The sequence below is a fragment of the Sphingobium phenoxybenzoativorans genome (genome assembly GCF_018286635.1).
GTDB lineage: Bacteria > Pseudomonadota > Alphaproteobacteria > Sphingomonadales > Sphingomonadaceae > Sphingobium > Sphingobium phenoxybenzoativorans.
On the sequence record NZ_CP073910.1, the window covers coordinates 1 to 23,454 of the forward strand.

The 23,454-nt window shown below is 64.5% G+C and carries 26 protein-coding genes; 9 read left to right on the plus strand and 17 right to left on the minus strand.

Going from position 1 to position 23,454, the window contains the following annotated elements:
• The first annotated feature begins 236 nt into the window (after positions 1–236).
• On the plus strand, positions 237–1,634 hold the full coding sequence (dnaA, locus tag KFK14_RS00005; RefSeq protein WP_425516698.1) for a chromosomal replication initiator protein DnaA: 1,398 nt from the start codon (positions 237–239) through the stop codon (positions 1,632–1,634).
• 594 nt (positions 1,635–2,228) lie between these two features.
• Here the strand turns inward: dnaA and KFK14_RS00010 are convergent.
• The 4 genes from KFK14_RS00010 to secB form a co-directional block, all read right to left on the minus strand.
• Entirely contained in the window at positions 2,229–2,903 is a 675-nt protein-coding gene (locus KFK14_RS00010) for a DUF4136 domain-containing protein (RefSeq protein WP_070156867.1), read from the minus strand.
• Positions 2,904–3,072: 169 nt separating this feature from the next.
• On the minus strand, positions 3,073–4,077 hold the full coding sequence (gene trpS, locus KFK14_RS00015; RefSeq protein WP_212609424.1) for a tryptophan--tRNA ligase: 1,005 nt from the start codon (positions 4,075–4,077) through the stop codon (positions 3,073–3,075).
• Positions 4,078–4,082: 5 nt separating this feature from the next.
• Entirely contained in the window at positions 4,083–5,669 is a 1,587-nt protein-coding gene (gene murJ / locus KFK14_RS00020; RefSeq protein WP_212609425.1) for a murein biosynthesis integral membrane protein MurJ, read from the minus strand.
• Positions 5,670–5,696: 27 nt separating this feature from the next.
• Positions 5,697–6,197, minus strand: a complete 501-nt coding sequence (secB, locus tag KFK14_RS00025; protein ID WP_070156899.1) for a protein-export chaperone SecB — start codon at positions 6,195–6,197, stop codon at positions 5,697–5,699.
• 243 nt (positions 6,198–6,440) lie between these two features.
• On the opposite strand from secB, the gene KFK14_RS00030 reads away from it, so the two are divergent.
• The 4 genes from KFK14_RS00030 (at position 6,441) to KFK14_RS00045 (ending at position 10,716) form a co-directional block, all read left to right on the plus strand.
• Positions 6,441–7,097, plus strand: coding sequence for a Tim44/TimA family putative adaptor protein (locus tag KFK14_RS00030; RefSeq protein ID WP_212609426.1), 657 nt, complete (start codon positions 6,441–6,443; stop codon positions 7,095–7,097).
• Entirely contained in the window at positions 7,094–8,401 is a 1,308-nt protein-coding gene (gene mltA, locus KFK14_RS00035) for a murein transglycosylase A (protein ID WP_246524772.1), read from the plus strand. The genes KFK14_RS00030 and mltA overlap by 4 nt, the downstream gene beginning before the upstream one ends.
• Entirely contained in the window at positions 8,376–8,927 is a 552-nt protein-coding gene (locus KFK14_RS00040; RefSeq protein WP_212609427.1) for a Smr/MutS family protein, read from the plus strand. Before mltA ends, KFK14_RS00040 begins: the two co-directional genes overlap by 26 nt.
• 109 nt (positions 8,928–9,036) lie before the next feature.
• The gene (locus tag KFK14_RS00045; RefSeq protein ID WP_212609428.1) at positions 9,037–10,716 is read left to right on the plus strand and encodes a putative bifunctional diguanylate cyclase/phosphodiesterase; all 1,680 of its coding nucleotides are present in this window, start codon (positions 9,037–9,039) and stop codon (positions 10,714–10,716) included.
• 182 nt (positions 10,717–10,898) lie between these two features.
• On the opposite strand, the gene dapE is transcribed toward KFK14_RS00045, so the two are convergent.
• Complete coding sequence (dapE, locus tag KFK14_RS00050) at positions 10,899–12,041, minus strand: succinyl-diaminopimelate desuccinylase (RefSeq protein ID WP_212609429.1); 1,143 nt, start codon at positions 12,039–12,041, stop codon at positions 10,899–10,901.
• Between the two features lie 51 nt (positions 12,042–12,092).
• Between dapE and KFK14_RS00055 the strand changes: the two genes are divergently transcribed.
• Positions 12,093–12,548 carry a cupin domain-containing protein gene (locus KFK14_RS00055; protein WP_212609430.1) on the plus strand — a complete coding sequence of 152 codons (456 nt, stop codon included), beginning with the start codon at positions 12,093–12,095 and terminating at the stop codon, positions 12,546–12,548.
• 116 nt (positions 12,549–12,664) lie between these two features.
• Here KFK14_RS00055 and KFK14_RS00060 read toward each other — a convergent pair whose 3' ends face one another.
• From KFK14_RS00060 to KFK14_RS00110, 11 genes are all read right to left on the minus strand, one after another.
• Positions 12,665–13,333, minus strand: coding sequence for a glutathione S-transferase family protein (locus KFK14_RS00060; RefSeq protein ID WP_070156877.1), 669 nt, complete (start codon positions 13,331–13,333; stop codon positions 12,665–12,667).
• A 188-nt stretch (positions 13,334–13,521) separates the two neighbouring features.
• Complete coding sequence (yihA, locus tag KFK14_RS00065) at positions 13,522–14,169, minus strand: ribosome biogenesis GTP-binding protein YihA/YsxC (protein WP_212609431.1); 648 nt, start codon at positions 14,167–14,169, stop codon at positions 13,522–13,524.
• 102 nt (positions 14,170–14,271) lie between these two features.
• A complete protein-coding gene (gene yidC / locus KFK14_RS00070; protein WP_212609432.1) occupies positions 14,272–15,987 on the minus strand; it encodes a membrane protein insertase YidC in 1,716 nt (571 codons plus the stop codon).
• Between the two features lie 42 nt (positions 15,988–16,029).
• Entirely contained in the window at positions 16,030–16,242 is a 213-nt protein-coding gene (yidD, locus tag KFK14_RS00075) for a membrane protein insertion efficiency factor YidD (RefSeq protein ID WP_212609433.1), read from the minus strand.
• 136 nt (positions 16,243–16,378) lie between these two features.
• Positions 16,379–16,711 (minus strand): ribonuclease P protein component, encoded by a 333-nt coding sequence (gene rnpA / locus KFK14_RS00080; protein WP_212609434.1) that lies wholly within the window; start codon positions 16,709–16,711, stop codon positions 16,379–16,381.
• Between the two features lie 26 nt (positions 16,712–16,737).
• Complete coding sequence (gene rpmH, locus KFK14_RS00085) at positions 16,738–16,872, minus strand: 50S ribosomal protein L34 (RefSeq protein ID WP_070156881.1); 135 nt, start codon at positions 16,870–16,872, stop codon at positions 16,738–16,740.
• A gap of 375 nt (positions 16,873–17,247) precedes the next feature.
• A complete protein-coding gene (locus tag KFK14_RS00090) occupies positions 17,248–17,709 on the minus strand; it encodes an SRPBCC family protein (RefSeq protein ID WP_212609435.1) in 462 nt (153 codons plus the stop codon).
• A complete protein-coding gene (locus KFK14_RS00095) occupies positions 17,706–18,200 on the minus strand; it encodes a VOC family protein (RefSeq protein ID WP_212609436.1) in 495 nt (164 codons plus the stop codon). The genes KFK14_RS00090 and KFK14_RS00095 overlap by 4 nt, the downstream gene beginning before the upstream one ends.
• Positions 18,201–18,225: 25 nt before the next feature.
• Positions 18,226–19,005 (minus strand): VOC family protein, encoded by a 780-nt coding sequence (locus KFK14_RS00100; RefSeq protein WP_212609437.1) that lies wholly within the window; start codon positions 19,003–19,005, stop codon positions 18,226–18,228.
• 39 nt (positions 19,006–19,044) lie between these two features.
• Positions 19,045–19,341 (minus strand): DUF1428 domain-containing protein, encoded by a 297-nt coding sequence (locus KFK14_RS00105; protein WP_246524775.1) that lies wholly within the window; start codon positions 19,339–19,341, stop codon positions 19,045–19,047.
• Positions 19,274–19,867, minus strand: coding sequence for a VOC family protein (locus KFK14_RS00110; protein ID WP_246524777.1), 594 nt, complete (start codon positions 19,865–19,867; stop codon positions 19,274–19,276). Before KFK14_RS00110 ends, KFK14_RS00105 begins: the two co-directional genes overlap by 68 nt.
• 67 nt (positions 19,868–19,934) lie before the next feature.
• Here KFK14_RS00110 and KFK14_RS00115 point away from each other — a divergent pair, with 67 nt between their 5' ends.
• The gene (locus KFK14_RS00115) at positions 19,935–20,645 is read left to right on the plus strand and encodes a winged helix-turn-helix transcriptional regulator (RefSeq protein WP_212609439.1); all 711 of its coding nucleotides are present in this window, start codon (positions 19,935–19,937) and stop codon (positions 20,643–20,645) included.
• Between the two features lie 34 nt (positions 20,646–20,679).
• Here KFK14_RS00115 and KFK14_RS00120 read toward each other — a convergent pair whose 3' ends face one another.
• The gene (locus KFK14_RS00120; RefSeq protein WP_212609440.1) at positions 20,680–20,859 is read right to left on the minus strand and encodes a hypothetical protein; all 180 of its coding nucleotides are present in this window, start codon (positions 20,857–20,859) and stop codon (positions 20,680–20,682) included.
• Positions 20,860–21,144: 285 nt separating this feature from the next.
• On the opposite strand from KFK14_RS00120, the gene KFK14_RS00125 reads away from it, so the two are divergent.
• Complete coding sequence (locus KFK14_RS00125; protein ID WP_212610945.1) at positions 21,145–22,653, plus strand: YifB family Mg chelatase-like AAA ATPase; 1,509 nt, start codon at positions 21,145–21,147, stop codon at positions 22,651–22,653.
• 125 nt (positions 22,654–22,778) lie between these two features.
• Positions 22,779–23,453: a hypothetical protein gene (locus KFK14_RS00130; protein WP_212609441.1), complete on the plus strand. Its 675-nt coding sequence runs from the start codon at positions 22,779–22,781 to the stop codon at positions 23,451–23,453.
• Position 23,454: the final 1 nt, after the last annotated feature.

Here is a 23,454-nt window from a genome sequence, read left to right on the forward strand (position 1 = left end):
CTGCTCTTTGGCGAGTCAATATTTTTATTTCAGTTTTTTGACTGGCCGCGCCCTTGATCCCCCTCCTCCGGGCTGTCTAGTTTGTCTGAACAGGGCGGGAATCGAATCAGGTTTCCTGCCTGCTGCAAGGTTTGAGAGTGTCCGATCCAGGAGAAACGGCAAAGCCGGTTTCCCCTGTGAAGGATAGTGCGTCATGCACATGACGGGCGAATGAGGGGGCTGGGGTCGCAATGGCAATGGAGGAGGGTCAGGTGGCAAGCGAAGCGACGGGCGAGGACAATGCCCGGATCGACGCCGCCTGGTCATTGATACGCACCGGTTTGCGCCGCGACATCGGCGCGAAGATGTTCGACCAATGGCTCAAGCCCGCCCGGCTTGGCGAATATTGTTCTTTTTCCCAGACGCTGGACATTCTGGTCGCGTCCGATTTTTCGGCGACCTTCGTCGCTGGCCAGTTTGGCGACCGCCTGCGCCTTGCCTGGCGCGCGGCCAATGCCGGTGTCCGCGACGTGCGCATCATCAAGGCGCCGGATGCCACCGCGCCGCGCCTGATGTCCGTGCCGGTCGAGGAAGCCCGGACTGAGGAGCAGGCGCCCGCCGCTGCGGCGTCCGCGCCCGGCTTCCGGCCCAGGCACGCCTTTGCCTCCTTCATCACCGGGGAAAGCAACCAGCTCGCCCATTCCGCCGCGCGGGCGATGGCGGCGAAGGCGAACCCGCGTTTCAACCTGCTGTTCATCCATGGCGGCACCGGCCAGGGCAAGACGCACCTGCTGCATGCCATTGCCGAGGATTTCCTGACGCATTCGCCCGCCGCGCCGATCATCTACATGTCGGCCGAAAAGTTCATGATGGAATTTGTGAACGCGATGCGGGCGAACGACACGATGGCGTTCAAGGCGCGGCTGCGCGCCGCCCGCCTGCTGCTGATCGACGATATTCAGTTCATCGCGGGCAAGGGATCGACGCAGGAGGAGTTCCTGCACACGATCAACGATCTGGTCGAGAGCGGCGCGCGCATCGTGATCAGCGCCGACCGCGCGCCGCAGAGCCTGGACGCGGTGGACCCGCGCATCCTGTCCCGGCTGGCGGGCGGCCTGGTCGCCGACATCCAGCCCGCCGACATCGACCTGCGCCTTGCGATCCTGGAGGCCAAGCGCAGCGTGGCGGGCGACCCGCCGGTCCCCGACGCGGTGATCGATTTCCTGGCGCGCGCCATCCGCAGCAACGTCCGCGAGCTGGAGGGGGCGTTCAACAAGCTGGTCGCCTACGGCCAGTTGACCGGCCGCAAGATCGACCTGGACTTCGCCCAGAGCATGCTGGCCGACGCGATCCGCGCCAATGCGCGCCGCATCACCGTCGATGAGATCCAGAAGGCTTGCGCCGCCCATTACCGCATCGATCCGGCGGAAATGCGGTCCAAGCGCCGCGCGCGCGCCGTCGCCCGGCCCCGGCAGGTCGCCATGTATCTGTCGAAGAAGATGACGCCGCGGTCGCTGCCGGAAATCGGCCGCATCTTTGGCGGACGCGACCATAGCACCGTGATCCACGCCATTCGCACGATCGAGACCCTGCGCCGCGATCATGCGGATATCGACGCCGATATTCGTGCACTGCAGCGTAAGTTGGAAGGGTGAGCGATACAGGCTGTCGGCCGGTCGTCAGACAGGGCCGCAGCCTGCTGCGCGGGTCATGCTATAATGGCGGTCAGCGGTGCTGCTGCCAGTCCCATTCAGCGGGAGACGAAGGCTCCGCAAGGCACAGAAGCGCCGCAGCGCCAAGAACGGTACCCACGGCTGTAGCTGCTAGGGCCGCAGCGCCTATTGCAAGCATGGTCATGGTGTCCTCCAATCATTTGACGGCGAACGCGGGTCTCCACGATTGCGTCAATATTCCAAAATGCGACCAGTTTATGTCTTTACGCACAGGAATTATGTGCGGTGCAGCATACAGGCTCCGGCGGCGGTCAAGAGTCCAGTAAAATCTGGTTAACCACACTGTAACCGCGACGGATTGAGGGATTTTGCCCGTTGCGCGGTTGCCGGAGACGTGAATCACGCCCCGTCGCCGCGCCCACGACTCGCAGGACGGTCCTAAGACGGATCGATTCGATCTAACCGATTCGGATGATTCAAAAAAAACCGGCGGCCTCTTTAGGGAGACCGCCGGGCAATTGTCAGACGTGCCTGGGAGCCACCGCCTGTCACATTATTCCGGTCAATGCGCCGGGCCTATGCCTTAGGCTCCGGCGGCAGGGTGATCTTCACATTCTCGCCGGACTGGCCGGGGAAGTTGGTGAACATCGCCTCGATCAGATTCGGGACCAGATAGGTCAGCTTGTTGCTGAGCGACTGGGCCGAAGCCGTGCCTTCGAACACGCGCTTGCCGTCTCCGGCGCGATCGATCTTCAGCTCGAGCTGGCTGGTGTAGACGGTATAGCTCGACACGTCGTTATAGCCGCCGAAGCCGGGGCCAAAAAGGAACGGGTCGTAGAAGCCATAGGCGTAGCGGCGGCCGTAAAAGCCGGGATAGCCCCAGCCGCCGCCAAAGCGGCCATAGCCCCAGCCGCCCCACGGATCGCCAAAGCCGGTGCTGCGCACCTTCTCACGCCCATTGTCGACGATATAGCGCATGCGCACGACCAGATCGGACTTGGCGGGGTCGGACGCGGCGGTATAGCCAAGCTGGCTCAGCCGCGAGGACACAAGGCCCGCATATTGGCTGAACTCCAGCCCGCCGGCCAACCGCGTATCATCCGCGACCACGGTAAAGGTCTGGCCCTGGCTGGGCGGAGGAAGCTGCTGAAAGCGCGCCACATCGGCCTTGAATGACGTCGCACAGCCGGAAAGCGCGAACAGCGCCAAGGCCGGCGTCGCGAGCATGCCGATCCTGCGAAACATGGTCATTGTCTTTTGTCCTGGTCGTGGGCGGAACGCCCTGTGCCTCATATCTGCGTCATGCCGTAGCATAACGCAACTGAACACCGTTTGAACGCATTGCGCACCTTACGGTTTCCATGAAATGAGGACGTTGCCGGGCGCGGAAAACCGTCAGCGCGCGCCGAACGCATCAGGCTCAGCGCATCAGGCCCAGCGCATCATAGGCCCCGCGCAGGGTCGGCTCGGCGGCGGCCGCGGCCTTTTCCGCCCCTTTGATCAGGATCGCGTCCAGCGCGGCGTCATCGCCCTTCAATTCCTCGAACCGGGTGCGGATCGGGCGGAGCGCCTCGACCAGCACTTCGGCCAGCGCAGCCTTGAACGCGCCGAACCCCTGGCCCACGAACTGCGCGCAGACCGAATCGGGCGTGGCGCCGGTGAAGGTGGCGAAGATGCCGACCAGATTGGCCGCCTCCGGCCGTCCTTCGAGACCGGCGGCGGTTTCGGGCAACGGCTCCGGGTCGGTCTTGGCCTTGCGGATCTTCTGCACGATGGCGTCGTCATCGTCGGTCAGGTTGATGCGGCTCATGTCCGAAGGATCGGACTTGGACATTTTCGACGTCCCGTCGCGCAGGGACATGATCCGCGCCGTTTCCTTGGGGATGATCGGATCGGGGATGGTGAACAGGTCGACGCCGAAATCGGTGTTGAACTTGACCGCCATGTCGCGGGTCAGCTCCAGATGCTGTTTCTGGTCCTCGCCCACCGGCACATGCGTCGCCTGATAGAGCAGCACGTCCGCCGCCTGCAGCACCGGATAGACATAGAGGCCGACCGATGCGCCCTCGCGGTTCTTGCCCGCCTTGTCCTTGAACTGGGTCATGCGGTTCAGCCAGCCGATCCGCGCCGTGCCGTTCAGCAGCCATTGCAGCTCCGCATGGGCGGGCACGCGCGCCTGGTTGAACAGGACGCTGCGATCCGGGTCGATGCCCGCCGCGATCAGCGCCGCCGCCATTTCCCGCACATTGCGCAGGCGCTGGGCGCGCTCCTCATGCACGGTGATCGAATGCATGTCGGCCAGGAAGAAGAAGCACTGGCTGTCCGAGTCCATCTCATCCTGCATGCGGACCCAGTTGCGGATCGCGCCCAGATAATTGCCAAGGTGCAGGTTGCCGGTCGGCTGGATGCCGGAAAGGACGCGCATAGGATTCAGCTCGTTCTGGAGGGCCGCCGGAACAGCGACCGGAGTTCGGAAATCGCGTAGGTCTTAAGCGCCAACGCCGCGACCGCATAGACCAGACCGCCCAGCCCGCACAACAGGGCGAGCGCGGCGACACGCTCCATCAGGCCCCTCGCCATATAGGGATCAAGCAGCGGGTTGAGGAACCAGAGCGCCGCGCCCATCACCGCGCTGGCGCCCAGGATGCGGATCGCCTTTGCCCGGAAGCGGTCGTCCATGCGGAGCTGATCGCGGCGGTGGAGCAGCCAGTAAAGCACGATCACATTCACCCAGGCGGCGATGGCGGTCGATACCGCGACGCCGACATGGCCGAGCGGCCAGATCAGCACCAGATTGCCGACCAGGTTGAACAGCATGGAGAATACCGCGACCCGGACCGGCGTCTTTGTATCCTGCCGGGCGTAGAAGCCGGGGGTCAGCACCTTGATCAGCACATAGGCCGGGACGCCGATCGCGAACGCCGCCAGCGCGCCCGACGCGCCGATCGTGTCGGCGGCGGTGAACACGCCATGCTGGAGCAGGCCGCGGATCAGCGGCACGGCCGATACGCAGAGCGCGACGGCAGCGGGCAGGGAGAGGAACAGCGCCAGCTCCATCGCCCGGTTCTGGGTGTGGGACGCGGCGGCCTCATTGCCCGACCCGATCTGGCGCGACAGGGCGGGAAGGATCGCCGTGCCGACGCCGATGCCGATCAGGCCGAGCGGCAACTGGTTCAGCCGGTCGGCATAATAGAGATAGGAGACCGCGCCCTGCGGCAAAAAGCGGGCGGCGAGCGAGGTGGATACCAGCAGGTTGAACTGGATCGCCCCAGCGCCAAGCGCGGCCGGGCCGATCAGCGCGAGCAGCCGCTTCACCGGCGGGGAAAGCCGCGGCCGGCCGAGGCGCAGGACGACCCCCGCGCGGCGGCACGACCAGATCAGCCAGAGCAGTTGCGCCGCGCCCGATACCGTGACCGCAATCGCCTGCGTATGCGCCGTCGCGACTTCCGTATCGCCCCGGAAGAACAACACCGCGACGATCATGCAGATGTTGAGCAACACCGGCGCGGCCGCGTTCACCCAGAAGCGATCAAGCGAATTGAGGATGCCGCCGAGCAGCGACACAAGCGATATCAGCGCCAGATAGGGGAAGGTGATCTGCGTGAGCGTGACGGCGAGGTTGAATTTCTCAACGCCGCCATCGGGAAAGCCGCCGGTCATCGCCCACACGACGGGCGCGGCCAGAACCATCATCAATCCGGTGAAGATCAGCAGGAAGGGGAACAGCACCGACAATATCTGCCCGGCGAAGGCGATGGCGGCCGCCTTGCCGGAGCCGGGACTGTCCTTGTCCGCCTGCGCCATGGTGCGGTTGAACATCGGCACGAACACGGCGGCGAACGCCCCCTCCGCGAACAGGGCGCGGAACAGGTTGGGCAGCCGCCAGGCGATCAAAAAGGCGTCCGACGCCAGCCCCGCGCCCAGATAGCGCGCGACCAGCATGTCGCGGACCATGCCAAGGATGCGGCTGACCAGGGTCAGCCCGCCAATGACGCCGGAGGCTCTAAGCAGGCTCATGCGCCGCCCCCGCGCCCAGCGCCGGGATCAGGCGTTGCCGATGGGTGCGCCCGCCGACTGCGCCAGCGCGGCCTGCGCCTGCTGCTCATACAGACCGCCGAAATCGATGGGGTCGAGCAGCAGCGGCGGGAAGCCGCCGTCGCGCACGGCATCGGCCAGGATGCGGCGGGCGAAGGGAAAGAGCAGGCGCGGCGCTTCGGCCAGCAGGAAGGGGTTGACCTGATCATCGGGCACGTTGCGCATGCCGAACAGCGCCGCATAGAGCAGCTCCACGGCAAAGGCGGTGCCGGCGTCGGTGGTCGCCTTCACCTCGATCTTGAGCTGCACTTCATGCAGGTCGTCGGCCACGCGGTCCGACCCGATATTGAACTGCACGTCGATATTGGGCTGGGTCTGCCACTGATAGACGCCCGGCGCGTTGGGGTTTTCGAACGACAAGTCCTTCACATATTGGGTGATTAGCCCGATCTGCGGCAGATTGTCCGCTCCGTTGCCCACTGTTGCGTTGCTGTCGGCCTGATCCGCCATCATGCGTCCTTAATCTGTCCCTGTTGCCCCCGGCGCATGGCCAATATCGGTTCCATGTCGCCAGTACGAACGGCGCGCTTAGCAGGGGGCGAGGGACAGAGCAATGCCGCCGAACCCCGATGCGCCAGCCCGGCCAATCATCCGCGCGGGGCCGAATATCGCAAAACCGCGCTTGCTATTTGAAACAGGGCGCAATTGTGCCTATGTTGGCCCTGTCCCTCGTGCCGGAGGTTTTGGACTACAGTGTATCTCATCGTCATTCTCGCCTTCGTCGCCGGATTTCTCGCCCTGCGTCTCTACTCGGTTCTGGGCAAGCGCACCGGCCATGAGCAGCAGCCCGCGCCGATCCAGACGGATGAGCGCGCGAAAGTCACCGTCCTGCAGCCCCGGACAAGCGGAGACGCCATCGGCGACGCCGCGCGCGCCGCGCCCGGCCTGATCGCGCCGGAGGCCGAGGCGGGCATCCGCACGCTGATCGCCGCCGACCGCAATTTCGACGTGCCCCAGTTCGTCGAGGGCGCAAAGGCCGCCTATGGCCAGGTGCTTGAGGCGTTCTGGCGCGGCGACCGCAAGGAACTGGAATGGCTGTGCGACGCCGATGTGCTTGCTTCCTTCGAGGAAGCGATCGCCGCCCGTGAGGCGGAAGGGCATGTGCTGGAAAACCGGCTGGTCCGAATCGACCGCGCCCAGGTGATCGAGGCGTCGCTGAACGGGCGGATCGCCCAGGTTACGATGCGTTTCGACGCGGACATCGCCGCCGTCACGCGCGACAAGGACGGCAATGTCGTCGCCGGGTCGATGACCGACGCGGTGTCTACCTTTGACGCCTGGACGTTCAGCCGCGACATCCGCAGCGCCGACCCGAACTGGAAACTGATCGAAACCGACGAGGCGGCGTGATCGCCCCTCAGCGGTGGGCGCGCCGCAGCGCCGCGCTGCTCGGCGCGCTGCTCCTGTCCGCCTGCTCCGGGGGCCTGATCCCCAATGGCGGGCCGGCCCGTCCTTCCCGCCCTGCTCCTACGCATCGTCCGCCCCCAGCCGAAGCGCCCGCGCGCCCCGTGCCCGCGACGCCGCGCCCCGCTTTGCCGCCGCCGGGCGCGACGACGCCTGCGGTCGATACCGACACCAATAACGCCGTCAGGACGGGGCTGGTGAAAGGCCCGCCGATCGGCGACCTGCTGCAGTCGGGCGAACGATCCCGCCTCGCGCTGCAGGCGTTCCGCATATCCTGCCCGTCCCTGTTGCGCCGCGCCGACCAGAGCGGGCTGACGCAGGGTTCGGACTGGCAACAGCCGTGCAGCGCCGCCGCAAGCTGGCCGGACGCAACCGCCACCGAATTTTTCCGCCGCTATTTCGAAAGCGTGCAGGTCGGCGACGGCAAGGGGCTGGTGACCGGCTATTTCGAACCGGAAATCCTTGGCTCCCGCGACCGGCGCAGCGGTTATGATGTCGCCATCTATGCCCGCCCGCGCGAGCTGATCGACGTCAATCTCGGCCAGTTCAGCGACGCGCTGAAGGGCAAGACGATCCGGGGCAAGGTGCAGGGCACCAATTTCGTCCCCTTCGACGAGCGGTCGGAGATCGTTGGGGGTTCGCTCACCGGGCGCGGGCTGGAAATCGCCTGGGCCAAGGACCCGGTGGAATTCTTCTTCCTGCAGGTGCAGGGCAGCGGCCGCCTGCGCCTGCCCGACGGCAGCGTGATGCGCATCGGTTATGACGGGCAGAATGGCCGCGATTATACCGGCATCGGCAAGCTGATGAAGGATCGCGGCTTGATCCAGGCGGGGTCGATGCAGGACATCATGGCCTGGATACGCGCCAACCCCGTCGAAGGCGCGGCGATCATGAACGAGAATAAGAGCTTCGTTTTCTTCAAGGAGCTGACCGGCGCCGGGCCGCTCGGCGCGCTGGGCGTGCCGGTGACGGGCGAGGCGACGGTCGCCGCAGACCCCAAATATGTGCCGCTGGGCGCGCCCGTGCTGCTGTCGATGGACCGGGCGGAGCCGAACGGCATCTGGATCGCGCAGGATACCGGCGGCGCGATCAAGGGCGCGAACCGTTTCGATACTTTCTGGGGCGCAGGCTCCCGCGCGCGATCGATCGCGGGCGGCATGTCGGCGCGGGGCAGCGTGCTGCTGCTCCTGCCGATCGGCACCTATGCCCGTCTGGCGCAGGCCAATGGCTGGCCGTCGTCTGACCGCTGAGGAGCGGGCCGCCTGGGACAAGGTCGCCCGCACCGTCCGCCCCGGCGCGCCGATCCCGCTTCCCGAAACCGAGCCGTCAGCACCGGTCCGCCCGCCCGCCAGAAAGGCCGGCCCGGCGATAATGTCGTTAACGCCCGCGAAGCCAGCCCCCGCCGCGGCGGAGGTAATGAAACGCCCCGCAGACGTCCTGGACGGAAGCTGGGAAAAGCAGATTCGCAGCGGCCGCATCAGCCCCGAACAGTCCATCGACCTGCATGGCCACAGCCTTGCCGCCGCGCATCTGCGGCTCAACCGCTTCCTCGCTTTCGCCATCGCGCAGGATGTACGGGTGGTGCTGGTGATCACCGGACGGCCGCGGAATCCTTCGGAAAATGCCGATTCCTCGCGGCGCGGCGCGATCCGCGCGGAGATCGGCCATTGGCTGGCGTCCGGCCCGCATGCGGGCGCAATCGCCAGCGTGCGCACCGCCCATCCCCGGCATGGCGGGGCAGGCGCGCTCTACATCATCCTGCGCCGAAAAAGATGAGCAAAAGACGGCCGGATCGGAAAGTTTCTTAACCAATGCCATTCATAACTGACCCCCTGAGCGGTGCCCCGTCGGGCATCATGGTTGTGACGCGGGCCAAAGGGGGCCAATGCAAGGCGTGTCTCTCAAGAGCCGCGCGCTCGCCTTTGCGGCGAGCGCCGGGGCGTTTGCCTTCATCCTTGCCCTGATCGCAGGGCAGGGAGCCTATGGCGACGTCGAGGACATCGGCCGGGCGCTGATCGTCGCGATCATCTGCGGCACGATGAGCTGGGCGTCGGCGCAGCGCACCATTTCCGGCATCGCCGCATCCGTGGACAGCGCCGCCGAACGGCTGCTGAGCGCGGCGCATGGCGACCTGCAGGCGCCCGTCGCGGCGGAGGTGAAGCGCGACCTGCCCGACCTGGGCGTCGCGATGGAAAGCCTGTTCAGCCATGTGCGCACCAATCTGGACAATGTTCACCTGCTCGCGATGTTCGATCCGGTCACGGGTCTCGCGAACCGCACCAGCTTCTGCCGTCAGGTCGAACGGTTGCTGGCGGAGGGCGAGGTCGAAGGGCCGGGCGCGCTGTTCTTCATCGATCTGGACGGGTTCAAGGCCGTCAACGACACGCTGGGCCATGCGGCCGGCGATCTTCTCCTCTCGCGCGTCGCCGGGCGGCTGCGCGAGGTGGTGATGAGCCAGGTCGGCGCGGGATCGGGCGATGCGGTGGTCGGCCGCCTTGCCGGTGACGAGTTCACGCTATTCTTCCCCGATCTGCCGCGCCGTGAGGCCGCCGCGCGCATCGGCCGCGCGATCCAGTTCGCACTGGGCGAGCGGTTCGACCTTGGCGGGCAGCAGATCGATCTCGGCGCGTCGATCGGCGTCGCTTATTATCCCGATCATGGCGAGACGCTGAGCGCCCTTCTGCGGTCGGCGGACATCGCCATGTATCACGCCAAGGCCAATGGCCGGGGCCGCGTGGAATTGTTCACCGCCAAGCTGGCCCGCGCCGCCGCAGGCCGGGCGGAGCTGGAGCGCGACCTGCGCATCGCCCTGGAGCGCGGCGAGTTCGTCCTGCAATTCCAGCCGCAGATCGATATCGGCAGCGGCGCTGCGGTGGTGGCCGAAGCGCTGGTCCGCTGGGCGCACCCGGATCGCGACATGGTGCTGCCCGGCACCTTCGTCCCCTTTGCCGAGGAAACCGGCGTCATCGTCGAACTGGGCGACTGGGTGATGGACCGGGTGTGCCAGACCGCGGCGGAATGGGCGCAGGCGGGCCTGACCCAGCGCATCGCGATCAATATCTCGACGCGCGAACTGGCGCAGGTCGATTTCTTCATGCGCCTGCGGCACGCCATGGCGCGGCACGGAACCCCGGCGGAGGCACTGGAGCTGGAAATCACCGAAACGCTGGCCATGGAGATGGAGGCGCGACTGCTCGACCAGTTGCACGCGCTGCGCAAGGATGGCGTGCGCATCGCCATCGACGATTTCGGCACCGGCTATTCCAACCTGTCGCGGCTGAAGGACCTGCCCGTAGACCGGGTGAAGATCGACCGCAGCCTTGTCGAGGATATCACCCTGTCGGCCGAGGCGCGGACCATATGCAGCGCCGTGATCGGGCTGATCCAGGGCCTTGGCCTGGAAACCGTAGTCGAGGGGGTCGAGAGCCAGGATCAGGTGGACATGCTGCGCATCATGGGGTGCGCGGTGTTCCAGGGCTATCATCTGTCCACCCCGCTCAACGAGGAGGACTATCTCGCCCGCTTCGCGCCCTCACGGCTGGGGCAGAAGGTGCTGGATGCGTAGGGAGGCGAAGAAGTCCCTAATTCCACAATGATCTGCCGTCATCCCGGACTTGATCCGGGATCCATGAGCCTCAATCTCAGCACATTATCTCTAAAGCCGAGCTAATGGATGCCGGGTCAGGCCCGGCATGACGGCGATAGATGATCGCTGTCGGACGAAAATAGCGCCAAGCTTCGGGACGGTTAATTCGCCAGCACCCTTTCCAGAATATCCCCGTAAATCGCGGTCAACTGCTCCAGATCCTGCACCGCCACCGCCTCGTCCAGCTTATGCATCGTCGCGTTGGTCAGGCCGAATTCCACAACCGGGCACAGTTTTGACAGGAAGCGCGCGTCGGACGTGCCGCCGGTCGTCGACAGTTCCGGTGCGATGCCGGTCACGGTCTGGATCGCGTTGGAGATGAGGGTGGAGAAGGTTCCGGGCGCGGTCAGGAACGCCTCCCCGCTGATCTTCGCCTCCAGCACGCCGCCCTCCGCCTCGACCAGCGCGCGGATGCGCTCCACAAGGCCCGCGCCGCTATGCTGGTCGTTGAAGCGGATCGACAGGCGCGCGGTCGCCTGCGCCGGGATCACATTGGTCGCCGGATTGCCCACGGTGATGTCGGTAATCTCGATATTGCTCGGCTGGAACCAGTCCGTACCCGCGTCCAGTTCGATCGCCTCGATGGCGGTCAGGATGCGCAGCAGGCGCGGGATCGGATTGTCGGCCAGATGCGGATAGGCGACATGGCCCTGCATGCCGTTGACCGTGATCCACATATTGACCGATCCGCGCCGGCCGATTTTCACCATGTCGCCCAGCCGGTTGACCGAGGTCGGTTCGCCGACAAGGCACAGGTCCGGCTTCACCCCGCGCTCCGCCATACGCTCCATCAGCGCGACGGTGCCGTGGACGGCGGGGCCTTCCTCGTCGCCGGTGATGATCAGGCTGACCGTGCCGGGCAGGCCGGGCGCGGCGGCCAGCGCCGCGACGAAACAGGCGATCGACCCCTTCATATCCACCGCGCCGCGCCCGTAGAGCAAGTCTCCGCGCAGTTCCGGCGTGAACGGATCGCTGGTCCAGTTATTGCCCGGCGGCACCACGTCCAGATGCCCGGCAAAGGCGAAATGCGGCCCCGGCGCGCCGCTGTCCCGCACCGCCAGCAGATTTTCCACCGGCCCGTCAGGAGCCTCTCCGCACACAAAGCGTTCCACCGTGAAGCCGAGCGGCGTCAGCATCTCCTCCATCGCCGTGAACACCGCCCCGGTCGCGGGGGTGACGGACGGACAGGCGATCAGGCGGCTGGCGAGGGCCAGTGCGGCGGGAACGGTACTGGTCGTGGACATCGCCGTGCGTTAGCGAATGCGCTGACGCTTGACCAGCAGGAGGAGCGCGCCATGCCCAAGATCGATCTGGACGCCATTCCGCAGAACAACAGGACGGGATATCCGCCGGTCTATGCGAAGGAGGTCGAGGGCCGATGGGTGCGGCGCATGACGCCCGCGCTGGGCCTTACCGATTTCGGGGTCAGCCATGTGACGCTGAAACCCGGCGCATGGTCATCGCAACGGCACTGGCATGCGGGCGAGGATGAATTTGTCGTGATGCTGGCGGGGGAGGCGGTGCTGGTCGACGATCATGGCCGCACGCCAATGCATGCCGGCGACATGGCGGTATTTCCGAAGGGCGACGGCAACGGCCATCACCTGATCAACGAAAGCGGCGCGGACTGCCTGTTCGTCGCCTTCGGCCGCCCCGCGCGCAGCGAATGCCATTATCCCGACATCGACATGCACATATTTCCGGGCAACCCCGCCTTCCTGCGGAAGGACGGCACGCGCTTTCCGGAGTGATTCCGTTCTCCTCGTCATCCCGAACTTGTTTCGGGATCCATGGGCGCAAATCTTTGTGGGTCGAAGCGGCGTTGCGCCAATGGTTCCTGACTTTCGTCAGGATGACGCCAAGAGGCTCAAGCCGGTATCTGCTCGAATTTCTCGATCACCCAGTCCTCCGCCTGCGCGCCGCCGATCCATTCCTGCATGAAGGGATGGGCGATGATCGCCTGCATATAGCCTTCGGCAAAGCGGGCGATGGGAAGCTGATAGGTGATGAAGCGCGTCACCACCGGCGCGAACATGATGTCGGCCGCGCCGAACTCGCCGAACAGGAAATCGCCCGTGCCGCCGAAGCGCGCCCGCGCCTCCGCCCAGAGCTGCATGATCCGGTTGATGTCCTGCATCACCTCCGGCGAAGGCGGCACGGCCTCATAGATGCGGCGGATGTTCATGCTGTGCTCGCGGCGCAGCGCGGCGAAGCTGCTATGCATTTCCGCCGCCATCGACCGGGCCATCGCGCGCGCGGCCTCATCCTGCGGCCAGAAGCGGTCGCCGCCGGACTTCTCGTTCAGATATTCGATGATCGCCAGGCTGTCCCATACGACCAGGTCGTCGCCCGCCCACAGGATCGGCACCTTGCCGGACGAGGGCGCGAACTCGTCGCCCTCGCGCCGCTTTTCCCAGCTTTCGTCATAGAGGGGGACGACGACTTCCTCGAACGGCAGGCCGGACTGTTTCGCCGCCAGCCAGCCGCGCAAGGACCAGCTTGAATAGGCCTTGTTGCCGATGAAGAGCTTTAGCATCTGATTTCCCCAAATCCGTCATTCCGGCGAAAGCCGGAACCCATTTCGCCGCCGGCAATCGTCCGCATGCGGGAGAGATGGGTCCCGGCTTTCGCCGGGATGACGAGGTTTGGCAAGCCACGAGCGCTAAAATCTGATCCGCAACCCCTGATCCCCAAACCCCAATCCCCGAACCCTGATCCCCAAAATCAATCCAGCGCGTCGATCACCGCCGCGCGCAGTTCCGGGATGCCCATGCCCTTCTCGCTCGACGTCATCAGCAGGTCGGGGTGCGCGGCGGGGCGCTTGCGGATTTCCTGCATCGTGCGGTCGGCGACCGCCGCCAGCTCGCTGGCCTTCACCTTGTCCGCCTTGGTCAGCACGATGCGATAGCTGACGGCGGCATCGTCCAGCATCTTCATGATGTCGTGATCGACCTCCTTGATACCGTGGCGGCTGTCGATCAGCAGCAGCGTGCGCTTCAGCACCGCGCGCCCGCGCAGATAGTCGTTGATCAGGAAGCGCCACTTGCGGACCATATCCTTGGGCGCCCGCGCATAGCCATAGCCCGGCATGTCGACCAGGCGGAGCAGCGGCTGCGCCGGATCGCCGACGTCGAAGAAGTTCAGCTCCTGCGTGCGTCCCGGCGTGTTGGATGTACGCGCAAGGCCGTTGCGGTTGGTCAGCGCGTTCAGCAGCGAGGATTTGCCCACGTTCGACCGCCCGGCGAACGCCACCTCCTTCGCCACCGGATCGGGCAGGAATTTCAGGTCCGGCGCGGATTTCAGGAACGCGATCGGCCCGGCGAAAATCTTCCGCGCGGTTTCGATTGCTTCGAATTGCTCATCTTCACTCATGATAATTTACCGTTCGGGCTGAGCCTGTCGAAGCCCTGCACTTTCTTTGAAGTAAGGACAGCCCTTCGACAAGCTCAGGGCGAACGGAAGCAAAGGTTCGAATTACTTCGCCGCCGCCGCTTCCTTGAGCTGCGGATGCGAGCGGTACAGGAACCATTGCTGCGCGATGCTCAGCATATTGTTGGTGATCCAGTAGACCAGCAGGCCCGCCGCGAACGGCGCCATGATGAACATCATCATCCACGGCATGATCGCGAACACCTGTTTCTGGATGTCGTCCATCGGCGTCGGGTTCAGGCGGAACTGCAGCCACATGGAAATGCCGAGCAGGATCGCCAGCACGCCGATCGCCAGGAAGGCGGGCGGCTGGAAATTCAGCAGGCCGAACAGGTTCAGCACATGCAGCGGGTCCGGCGCGGACAGATCCTTGATCCACAGGATGAACGGCTGGTGCCGCATTTCGATGGTTAGTTGCAGCACCTTGTAGAGCGCGAAGAAGATCGGGATCTGCAGGAACACAGGGAGGCAGCCTGCGAGCGGATTGACCTTCTCCCGCTTGTAAAGCTCCATCATCTCCTGCTGCAGCTTGGGCTTGTCGTCCTTATACTTCTCCTGCAGCGCCTTCAGCTTGGGCTGCACGGAGCGCATCGCCGCCATCGACTTGAACTGCTTCTGCGCGACCGGGAACATCAATGCGCGGACGCAGAAGGTCAGCAGGATGATCGCCACGCCGAAATTGCTGGTGACGGTGAACAGCCAGTGCAGCAGCGCGAAGATCGGCTGTTCGAACCAGTAGAACCAGCCCCAGTCGATAGACCGGTCGAACAGGGTGATGCCGCCCCGCTCATAGGTCTGCAGCGTCTTCACTTCCTTCGCGCCGACAAAGAGCCGCGACGTCTGGGTGACGGACTTGCCCGCGGCGAGGAGCGTGGGGTTCAGGCTGTAATCGGCCTGATATTGTTCCCCGACGCCCTTGCGGAACTGGCCCGCAAAGGCGGTCTTTTGATCCGGGACCAGCGCGGACAGCCAATATTTGTCAGTGAAGCCGATCCAGCCGCCCGTGCTGGCGAAGGACTGGTTTCCTTCCTTGTCCAGGTCAGTGAAATCGACGTCATAATTGGCCGCGCCGTTGAACACGCCGATGGGGCCGGTGTGGATCGTCCAGCTCGTCGGGTCCTTCGAATGGCCGTCGCGGCTGATATAGCCATAGGGCTTCACCGCGACCGGGCCGCTGCCGGTGTTGGCGACCGTCTGCTGCACAGTGATCATGAAATCGGGGTCGATCGCCAGGCGGATCGCGAATGTCTGCCCTGCGCCATTGTTCCAGCGCAGCGTCACCGGCGTCGCTGGGGTCAGCTTGGTCCCTTCGGCGGTCCAGACGGTGTTGGCGTCAGGCCCTTTCAGGCCCTCGCCCGACCAGCCGAAACCGGCGAAATAGGCGTCGCGGGTGCCGCTCGGCGAATAGAGGCGGATGGGGGCCGAATCCTTCGCGATGGTCTCGCGATAGGTGGGAAGGACGATATCGTCGATCCGCGCGCCTTTGAGGTTAATGGAGCCGGTGAGCTTGGGCGTCTCGATGGGGATGCGGGGCGAACCGCGCAGCGCGGCCGTCCGGTCCTGCACCGCCCGCGCCGCGGCGGCGGGGGACAGCGGCGCGCTGCTGGCGTCGGGCGCGGCGACCGGCGTGGTCTTGCCGCCCTGCACCTTGGTCGCAGGCGGATTGGCCGGGGGGAAGAAATGACCGGCGATGTAGGGCCAACCGAACAGGATCAGCGCCGTCAGCACCACCGCCAAAATGATATTCCGCTTGTCGTCCACGCGCTTGAGGCTCCGGCCGTTTATCTTGTGTCTTATGTCTGGTCAGGGAACCGGGTCGTACCCAGACCCGCCCCAGGGGTGGCATCGCATTAGCCGCTTCATGGCCAGCCAGCTACCCTTGATGGCACCATATTTTCCCAGCGCGTCGATGGCATATTGGGAACAGGAGGGAGAATAGCGGCAGGTGGGGGGAAGCACCCGCGAAGGGCCGATCTGCCACGCGCGGGCGATGAGGGAAAGGATGCGGGCGATCATCGATGCCCATCCCGCACATCCGTTCGCCCTGAGCGAAGTCGAAGGGTACTGCTGAGGCAAAGCCGAAGCACTTCGCTTCGCTCAGCGGAAGGCTTCGACAGGCTCAGCCCGAACGGAGGAAAGGACATCCGATGGGTCATTTGCCACCCCGCCCCAATTTCCGCAGCGCCTTTTCCATCTCCGCGCGCAGCAGGGCGAAATCCCGTTCGATCCCGCCTTCGCGGCCGATCAGCACATGGTCCGCGCCGGGCACGCCCAGTTCCGGCAGCAATTCCCTGGCGAGGGCGCGAAAACGGCGCTTCATCCGGTTACGAACGACAGCGCCGCCAATCTTCTTCGTGACAGTATAGCCGATTCGCTTGACCGGATCGCCGTCCGCGCGGTCGCGGACCAGCAGGACAAAGCCGGGCATCGGCTGCCTGCGCCCCTTGTTCGCGGCGAGGAAGTCGGCCCGCTTCGTGAGCGTCACGAAGCCGCGCGCCTCCCCGGCTGCGATCAGGCGCTCAGGCTCTTGCGGCCGCGGGCGCGGCGCGCGCGCAGGATGTTGCGGCCGCCCACGGTCGCCATGCGGGCGCGGAAACCGTGCCGGCGCTTGCGCACGAGGTTGCTCGGCTGAAAGGTGCGCTTCATCGCTCATTCCTCAAACAATATATCGAATCGGGCATGACAAAAAATGGCCGCCAAACCGGCGACCCTTGTCGGAAGCGGGTCCGATAGGGAAAGGCCGGGGGGAAGTCAATGCGGTTTCCGTCCGGGAACATAGCCGCGCATAATCGAAAACCGTCATTCCCGCGCAGGCGGGAACCTATCTCCCAACCTTCCGTCAGGCGGCTAGCACCGGAGATGGGGCCCCGCCTGCGCGGGGATGACGGGGATCTGGATCGCCCACTCTCCCCTCGTCATTCCGGCGGAAGCCGGAACCCATCTCGCCTCCGGGGTCCGTCACTCAAAGAGGAGAATTGGGTCCCGGCGTCCGCCGGGATGACGATGCAGGTAGATCAGCGTTCAGGCATCCACCGCTTCGCACAGCGCCGCGAGTTGATCCGCGACCTGGCCCCAGCCGGTCGTGAAGCCCATCTCCTCATGCTGCTTCATCGCCTCCTCCGTCCAGTGGCGGGCGGTGGCGGTGTAGCGGGTGCCCTCGCCCTCCGGTTCGAAGGTGGTGATCGCCGTCATGAACGGCCCCTGCGGAACCCAACCGGCGCTGAACGCATCGGTGGTGACGATCTTCCGGTTCGGGATCACTTCCAGGACAACGCCCTCCATCGGCGGCGTTTCCACGCCGTCAGGACCGGTCATGGTCAGGGCGGAGCGCCCGCCCGGCCGCAGATCCTGCTCCAGCAGCTTCGCGGTCCAGGGCTTTGGCGCGAACCACTCCTCGGTCCGCTCCCTCCACACCTTATAGACCGTCTCCGGCGGCGCGGCGATGTAACGGGTGATGGTCAGGTCCAGCGATGCGTCGGTCATACGGTCTCTCCTGCAAAGGCGGCTTCCAGCGTGGCGATGTCCAGCTTGGACATTTTCGCGACCTCGGCCATGGCGCGGCCGATCCCGGCGGCGTCGCCGCTTTCCATCATGCGCAGGAAAGCTTCGGGCACCAGTTGCCAGGACAGGCCAAATTTGTCCTTCAGCCAGCCGCAGGGCTGGGGCGAGCCGCCATCGGCCGTCAGCGCGTTGAAATAGCGGTCCAGTTCCGCCTGATCGCTGCACACCACCGAAAGTGAAATCGCCTCGCTGAACGTAAATTCGGGGCCGCCGTTCAACGCCTGATAGCTTTGGCCGAACAGGGTGAACTCCACCATCATCGCCGTCCCGGCGGGGAAAGGGGCCGGGAAGGGATTATCCTCCGGGTAGCGGCCGATCTTACCGACCTCCCCATCCCGGAAGGTATCGACATAGAAATTGGCGGCTTCCTCGGCCTCGCCGTTAAACCACAGGCAGGGGGATATTTTCGACATCGCCTCTCTCCTTACTTTTGCTGATTCAGCTTTCGCGGGTTCCGACAAGGGCGAACATCGCGCCCTGCGGGTCCAGCGCGTTGATGATCCAGCCGCCGCCCGGCACCTCGCTGGGTCCGAACAGGATGCTGCCGCCATTATCGGTGATGCGCGCCTGCGCCGCGTCGATATTGCCGACCTGGAAATAGAACAGCCACACCGGGCGCGGAAAGTTGGGATCGTTCATCATGCCGCCAGCGGTCACGCCGTCCGGCCGGTTCCAGATCTGGTATGTGCCCATCGGACCCATGTCCATCGCATGCTCCCTGGTCCAGCCATAGAGGCCGGAATAATAGGAGAAGGCACCTTCCCAGTCGGTCGTGTGCAGCTCGTTCCAGCTCACATGCCCCATTGCGCCGCCGGAATAGGAGGGCATTTCCTGCGGGCTGCTGCCCTTGAGCAGATTATAGACCGCGCCCTGCGGGTCGGCCATCACGGCGAAGCGGCCGACATCGGGAATGTCGGAGGGCGGATTGTGGATGGACCCGCCCGCATTGGCGGCCGCCGCCGCATCGGCGTCGACATCGGCCGCGCCGATATAGCCAAGCCAGCAGGGTTTCAGGCCATTGGCCGCGGCCTCCGGCGGGATCGCCATGATACCGCCCATACCGCCTTCGCTGCCGCTGATCACCGTATAGGGCATGGCATTGCCGCCATCGAATGGCGCGGCCGTCCAGCCCACGACTGTCGTGTAGAAGGCTTCGGCCGCCTTCGGATCGCTGGTCATCAGTTCATACCAGAAGAACCGGCCCGTCATGTCGGCCATGATCCATCTCCTTCATGCATATGGGGGTGGCAGGCGGCGTCAGCCTTCGCCGGTGTCGACCAGGGTCGCGAAACCACCATAGATCAGCCGCTCGCCGCTGAACGGCATGTCGCCGTCCGGCTGCATCCGCTCATCCTTCATGACCTTCGCCATGCCTTCGTCGCGCACCGCCTTGCTGGGCCATTCGATCCAGGAAAAGACGACGCTCTCGCCCTCCTTGGCGATGACGGCGGTGCGGAAGTCATTGACCTTGCCGGTGGGCACGTCGTCATTCCACGTTTCCACCACGCGGATCGCGCCATGCTCGATGAAGATCGGGGCCGCCTTGGCCGCCATGTCGATATAGGCCTGCTTGTTGCCGTCCGGCACAGGGATCACGAAACCGTCCATATAGCGCATCGTTCGTCTCCTCTTTTTTCCGTTCCTGTGAGTGCGATAAGGCGGCGGCGTCCGCGCCTGCGGCCATCGCCGCCTCTACATCCATCCAGTTCACGCCCCAGCAATGGCCGTCCGGGTCTTCGAAGCTGCGGCCGTACATAAAGCCATGATCATCCGGCTCGTTATGCTCCTTCGATCCCGCCGCCAGCGCCTTGCCGACCGTGATATCGACGCCCTCGCGACTCTCTTCGGTGATGCACAATAGCATCTGCGCGACCTCATGGGCGTTTGCGATCGGCCGGCTGGTGAAGCTGCTGAACCGCTCATGCGTCAGCAGCATGACGTGGATCGTCTCCGAAAATGTCATCATCTGCGCGCTGGCGTCGGCGAAATGGGGGTCTGCAACCGCGCCGACGGCCTCATAGAAGGCGATGGACTTCTGCAGGTCGGCTACGGGCAGGTTCACGAAGATCATCTTTGCCATCGGAACATCCTCTCTGAATGGCGAATCGACTTGCCAATCATCGCGGCATCAATTATAAAAAGCAAGTATGAAGTTAGAAAAAGTAACTGATAAGCAGAAACCCACGGAAAAGCGCCGGATCAACGATGCCTGCGGCACCGCCCATGCGCTGGAATTGATCGGTGAACGCTGGGCGCTGCTGGTGGTGCGCGAGCTGATGCTCGGCCCGCGCCGCTTCGGCGAGATCAAGGCGGACCTGCCCGGCATCAGCGCCAATGTGCTGACGCAAAGGCTGGACGAGCTGGAGGCGCGCGGTCTGCTGACCCGGCACAAACTGCCCCCGCCCGCGTCCGTGCAGGTCTATGAACTGACCGCGTGGGGGTATGAGGCGGAGCCGATCATCCAGGTGATGGGCCGATGGGCGACGCGATCGCCGCTGCACGACCCCACCCGCCAGATCAGCGGCGTGTCGGTGCTGCTCTCCTTTCGCACGATGCTGGACCTATCCCGGATCGGCGATATCGACGCCAGCATCGGCTTCCGCTTTGGCGAGGACCGCTATCTCGGCCGCCTGAACGCCAATGGCTTTACCGTGGCGCGCGGCGACCCGGACGGCGCGGACCTGCAGTTCACCGGCCTGCCTGCCGCGCTGGCGGGCGCTGTCTATGGTGGTGTGCCGTTCGAGACTCTTGCCGCTGCCGGCATGCTGGAGGTGAAGGGCGACCTCGCCTTGGCGGACAGGTTCATCACGCTGTTCCCGCTGCCGGAGAAAATCCCGCCACCGCCGATGTGCGGATAGCGCGCCCTTCTCCGGCAGCGGAAGCAGCGGCGCGTCAGGCGGGCGATTGCGCCGGAGTCGCGCCGCCGCCCAGCAAGCCTTTCAGCTTCGCGCGATAATGCATGGCGAGTTCGGCATGGCGGAAGCGCGCGGCCATCGTTTCGGCCTGCTTCGCCCAATCATCTTCCTGCCGGATGCGGTCCCTCAGATATGTCACTTCATCGATCGGGCTCACGGTCATTCTCCTGGGTACGGGTTGCCACTATCTCCCTGGCATCGCTTCTTTTATGCGCACAGGCGGCCGACCCTGGCTTGACCGTCTGATTTCATTGCAGAATCTGACTGCATAATATTGCCTGCATATGTCACACATGCAGGCATTTGTGACTCTGCCTTACACGCATCATCGCTTTATTGCGAATTATTCGCAACAGAAAATGCAACCGATACGCACCCGAATTGACTCGACAGCCCTTCCGCTCCGGTTAAGAACAAGGAGCGAACAGATTGGGGGTCGGTTCTGGTTTCGACAGTCGCCACGGTGGCCTATCTGGGGCTGGAGGCGCGCGCCGTGGAGGTGCAGTGCCAACTGGTCCCCGGCCTCCCCAATTTCATCGTCGTGGGCCTGGCCGACAAGGCCGTCGCGGAGAGCAAGGAGCGGGTGCGCAACGCCATCGCCGCCATCGGCCTCGCCCTCCCGCCCAAGCGGATCACCGTCAACCTTTCCCCCGCCGACCTGCCCAAGGAAGGGTCGCATTACGACCTGCCCATCGCCCTTGCCCTGCTGGGCGCGATGGGCGTGATCGATGCCGAAACGCTGTCCGGCTATGTCGTCGTCGGCGAGCTTGGGCTGGACGGCCGGGTCGCGCCGACGCCGGGCGTATTGCTCGCGGCGCTGCATGCAGGCGAGCGGGACATGGGCCTGGTCTGCCCGGCGGCGCAGGGGGCGGAGGCGGCATGGGCCGGCCATGTCGAGGTGATCGGCGCGCCGGACCTGCTCGGCCTGCTCAACCATTTCAAGGGCACCGCCGCCCTCTCTCCACCGAAGCCCGGCGACGTCCTGCCGCCCGTGCGCGGCGCGGATCTGAAACAGGTGAAGGGGCAGGAGACGGCCAAGCGCGCGCTCGAAATCGCGGCGGCGGGTGGACATAATCTGCTGATGATCGGTCCGCCCGGCGCAGGAAAGTCGCTGATGGCGAGCTGCCTGCCCGGCATCCTGCCCGACCTTGACCCGGCCGAGGCGCTGGAAGTTTCGATGGTCTCCAGCGTCGCGGGGATGCTGGAGGGTGGCCGGATCAGCCGCGCCCGCCCCTTCCGCGCGCCGCACCACAGCGCGTCGATGGCGGCGCTGGTCGGCGGCGGGCTGAAGGTGAAGCCGGGCGAGGTCAGCCTCGCGCATCTGGGCGTGCTGTTCCTCGACGAGCTGCCGGAATTTCAGCGCGCCGTGCTCGATTCCCTGCGCCAGCCGCTGGAGACCGGCACGGTCAGCGTCGCCCGCGCCAACGCGCATGTGACCTTCCCCGCCCGCGTGCAGTTGGTGGCGGCGATGAACCCGTGCCGCTGCGGCCATCTGGGCGATCCGGCCCTGGCCTGCGCCCGCGCGCCGCGCTGCGCCGCCGATTATCAGGCAAAGGTGTCCGGGCCTTTACTGGACAGGATAGACCTGCATGTCGAGGTGAACGCCGTCACCGCCGCCGACCTGATCCTCCCGCCGCCCTCGGAAGGGTCAGCCGAAGTCGCCGCCCGCGTGGCGCAGGCCCGCGCGATCCAGACGGCGCGCTATGCCGACACGCCCACGCGCACCAATGCGGAGGTGGACGGCGAAATGCTGGAGGATGTCGCAGGGCCGGACGAGGCGGGGCGGCAGTTGCTTGCGCAGGCGGCCGCGGCGATGAAGCTGTCAGCGCGCGGCTATACGCGGGTGCTGCGCGTGGCGCGGACGATCGCGGATCTGGCTGGCGCGGAGGATGTGGGCCGGGTGCATGTGGCGGAGGCGTTGAGTTATCGGAGACGGGCTCCGGTGAATTAGTGACATAATTTTATCACCGCAGTCGATCATTTGCAGCCCACAGCAAACTTTCAAAATTGCAGTATCTGAGCACTGGCATCATGCCCAAATTGCTCCGGACAATAGCGATAGTCTAGGAAATCCAAATGACAAAAGATGCCAACGGCAACGAGATTAGCTTAGCGAGTGATTACGCAGGCAATCCAGTAATACGTGCCTTGATTCAACTGATTCCGAATGGGCTTGGTTCTGCATTTGACGTCATAATTATGGATCGAGCAGACCGAATAAAAAAGCAACGAGTGCGCACCTTTTTTGACGAACTAGAGACTGGCGCGGTGGTACTCACCAAAGATCTTATCAACGATAATGAATTTTTGCACTCGCTTAATGCAACCATGATTGCCGCTTTTCGTTCACGCCGCGAACAAAAAATCCGAATGTTCGCTCGCCTCCTCCAAAATGGTGCCGTGGAAGGTAAAGCAAAATCCCCTGATGACTATGAAGAATTGCTAAATTTACTTGATGATCTTTCATACAGAGAATGGGAAGCATTGATATTATTCAAGAAGCACCTTGATACAACGCCACCAGACGAGAATCCTTTGAAGCGCGTCAATCCAATATGGGAAGTATTCGTCGCTGATTTGGAAAGCATCCTAAATGTAGAAAAAGAAGAGGCATCCAGTTTTATGACAAGAATTTCGCGAACCGGCCTCTATAACGAAATAACAGGTACTTATTGGGATTATTCCGGCGGGATGGGAATAACTACACCCAAATTCGAAAGATTTCGGCGCTTGGTCGAGCAAGCTGTATAAC

Excerpts from the sequence above, each read along its gene's own strand:
- dnaA (WP_425516698.1), top strand. The coding sequence starts at position 237 with ATGGAGGAGGGTCAGGTGGCAAGCGAAGCGACGGGCGAGGACAATGCC.
- KFK14_RS00010 (WP_070156867.1), bottom strand. The coding sequence starts at position 2,903 with ATGACCATGTTTCGCAGGATCGGCATGCTCGCGACGCCGGCCTTGGCG.
- trpS (WP_212609424.1), bottom strand. The coding sequence starts at position 4,077 with ATGCGCGTCCTTTCCGGCATCCAGCCGACCGGCAACCTGCACCTTGGC.
- murJ (WP_212609425.1), bottom strand. The coding sequence starts at position 5,669 with ATGAGCCTGCTTAGAGCCTCCGGCGTCATTGGCGGGCTGACCCTGGTC.
- secB (WP_070156899.1), bottom strand. The coding sequence starts at position 6,197 with ATGGCGGATCAGGCCGACAGCAACGCAACAGTGGGCAACGGAGCGGAC.
- KFK14_RS00040 (WP_212609427.1), top strand. The coding sequence starts at position 8,376 with ATGGCTGGCCGTCGTCTGACCGCTGAGGAGCGGGCCGCCTGGGACAAG.
- KFK14_RS00045 (WP_212609428.1), top strand. The coding sequence starts at position 9,037 with ATGCAAGGCGTGTCTCTCAAGAGCCGCGCGCTCGCCTTTGCGGCGAGC.
- dapE (WP_212609429.1), bottom strand. The coding sequence starts at position 12,041 with ATGTCCACGACCAGTACCGTTCCCGCCGCACTGGCCCTCGCCAGCCGC.
- KFK14_RS00055 (WP_212609430.1), top strand. The coding sequence starts at position 12,093 with ATGCCCAAGATCGATCTGGACGCCATTCCGCAGAACAACAGGACGGGA.
- KFK14_RS00060 (WP_070156877.1), bottom strand. The coding sequence starts at position 13,333 with ATGCTAAAGCTCTTCATCGGCAACAAGGCCTATTCAAGCTGGTCCTTG.
- yihA (WP_212609431.1), bottom strand. The coding sequence starts at position 14,169 with ATGAGTGAAGATGAGCAATTCGAAGCAATCGAAACCGCGCGGAAGATT.
- yidD (WP_212609433.1), bottom strand. The coding sequence starts at position 16,242 with ATGATCGCCCGCATCCTTTCCCTCATCGCCCGCGCGTGGCAGATCGGC.
- rpmH (WP_070156881.1), bottom strand. The coding sequence starts at position 16,872 with ATGAAGCGCACCTTTCAGCCGAGCAACCTCGTGCGCAAGCGCCGGCAC.
- KFK14_RS00090 (WP_212609435.1), bottom strand. The coding sequence starts at position 17,709 with ATGACCGACGCATCGCTGGACCTGACCATCACCCGTTACATCGCCGCG.
- KFK14_RS00095 (WP_212609436.1), bottom strand. The coding sequence starts at position 18,200 with ATGTCGAAAATATCCCCCTGCCTGTGGTTTAACGGCGAGGCCGAGGAA.
- KFK14_RS00100 (WP_212609437.1), bottom strand. The coding sequence starts at position 19,005 with ATGGCCGACATGACGGGCCGGTTCTTCTGGTATGAACTGATGACCAGC.
- KFK14_RS00105 (WP_246524775.1), bottom strand. The coding sequence starts at position 19,341 with ATGGCGGCCAAGGCGGCCCCGATCTTCATCGAGCATGGCGCGATCCGC.
- KFK14_RS00110 (WP_246524777.1), bottom strand. The coding sequence starts at position 19,867 with ATGGCAAAGATGATCTTCGTGAACCTGCCCGTAGCCGACCTGCAGAAG.
- KFK14_RS00115 (WP_212609439.1), top strand. The coding sequence starts at position 19,935 with ATGAAGTTAGAAAAAGTAACTGATAAGCAGAAACCCACGGAAAAGCGC.
- KFK14_RS00130 (WP_212609441.1), top strand. The coding sequence starts at position 22,779 with ATGACAAAAGATGCCAACGGCAACGAGATTAGCTTAGCGAGTGATTAC.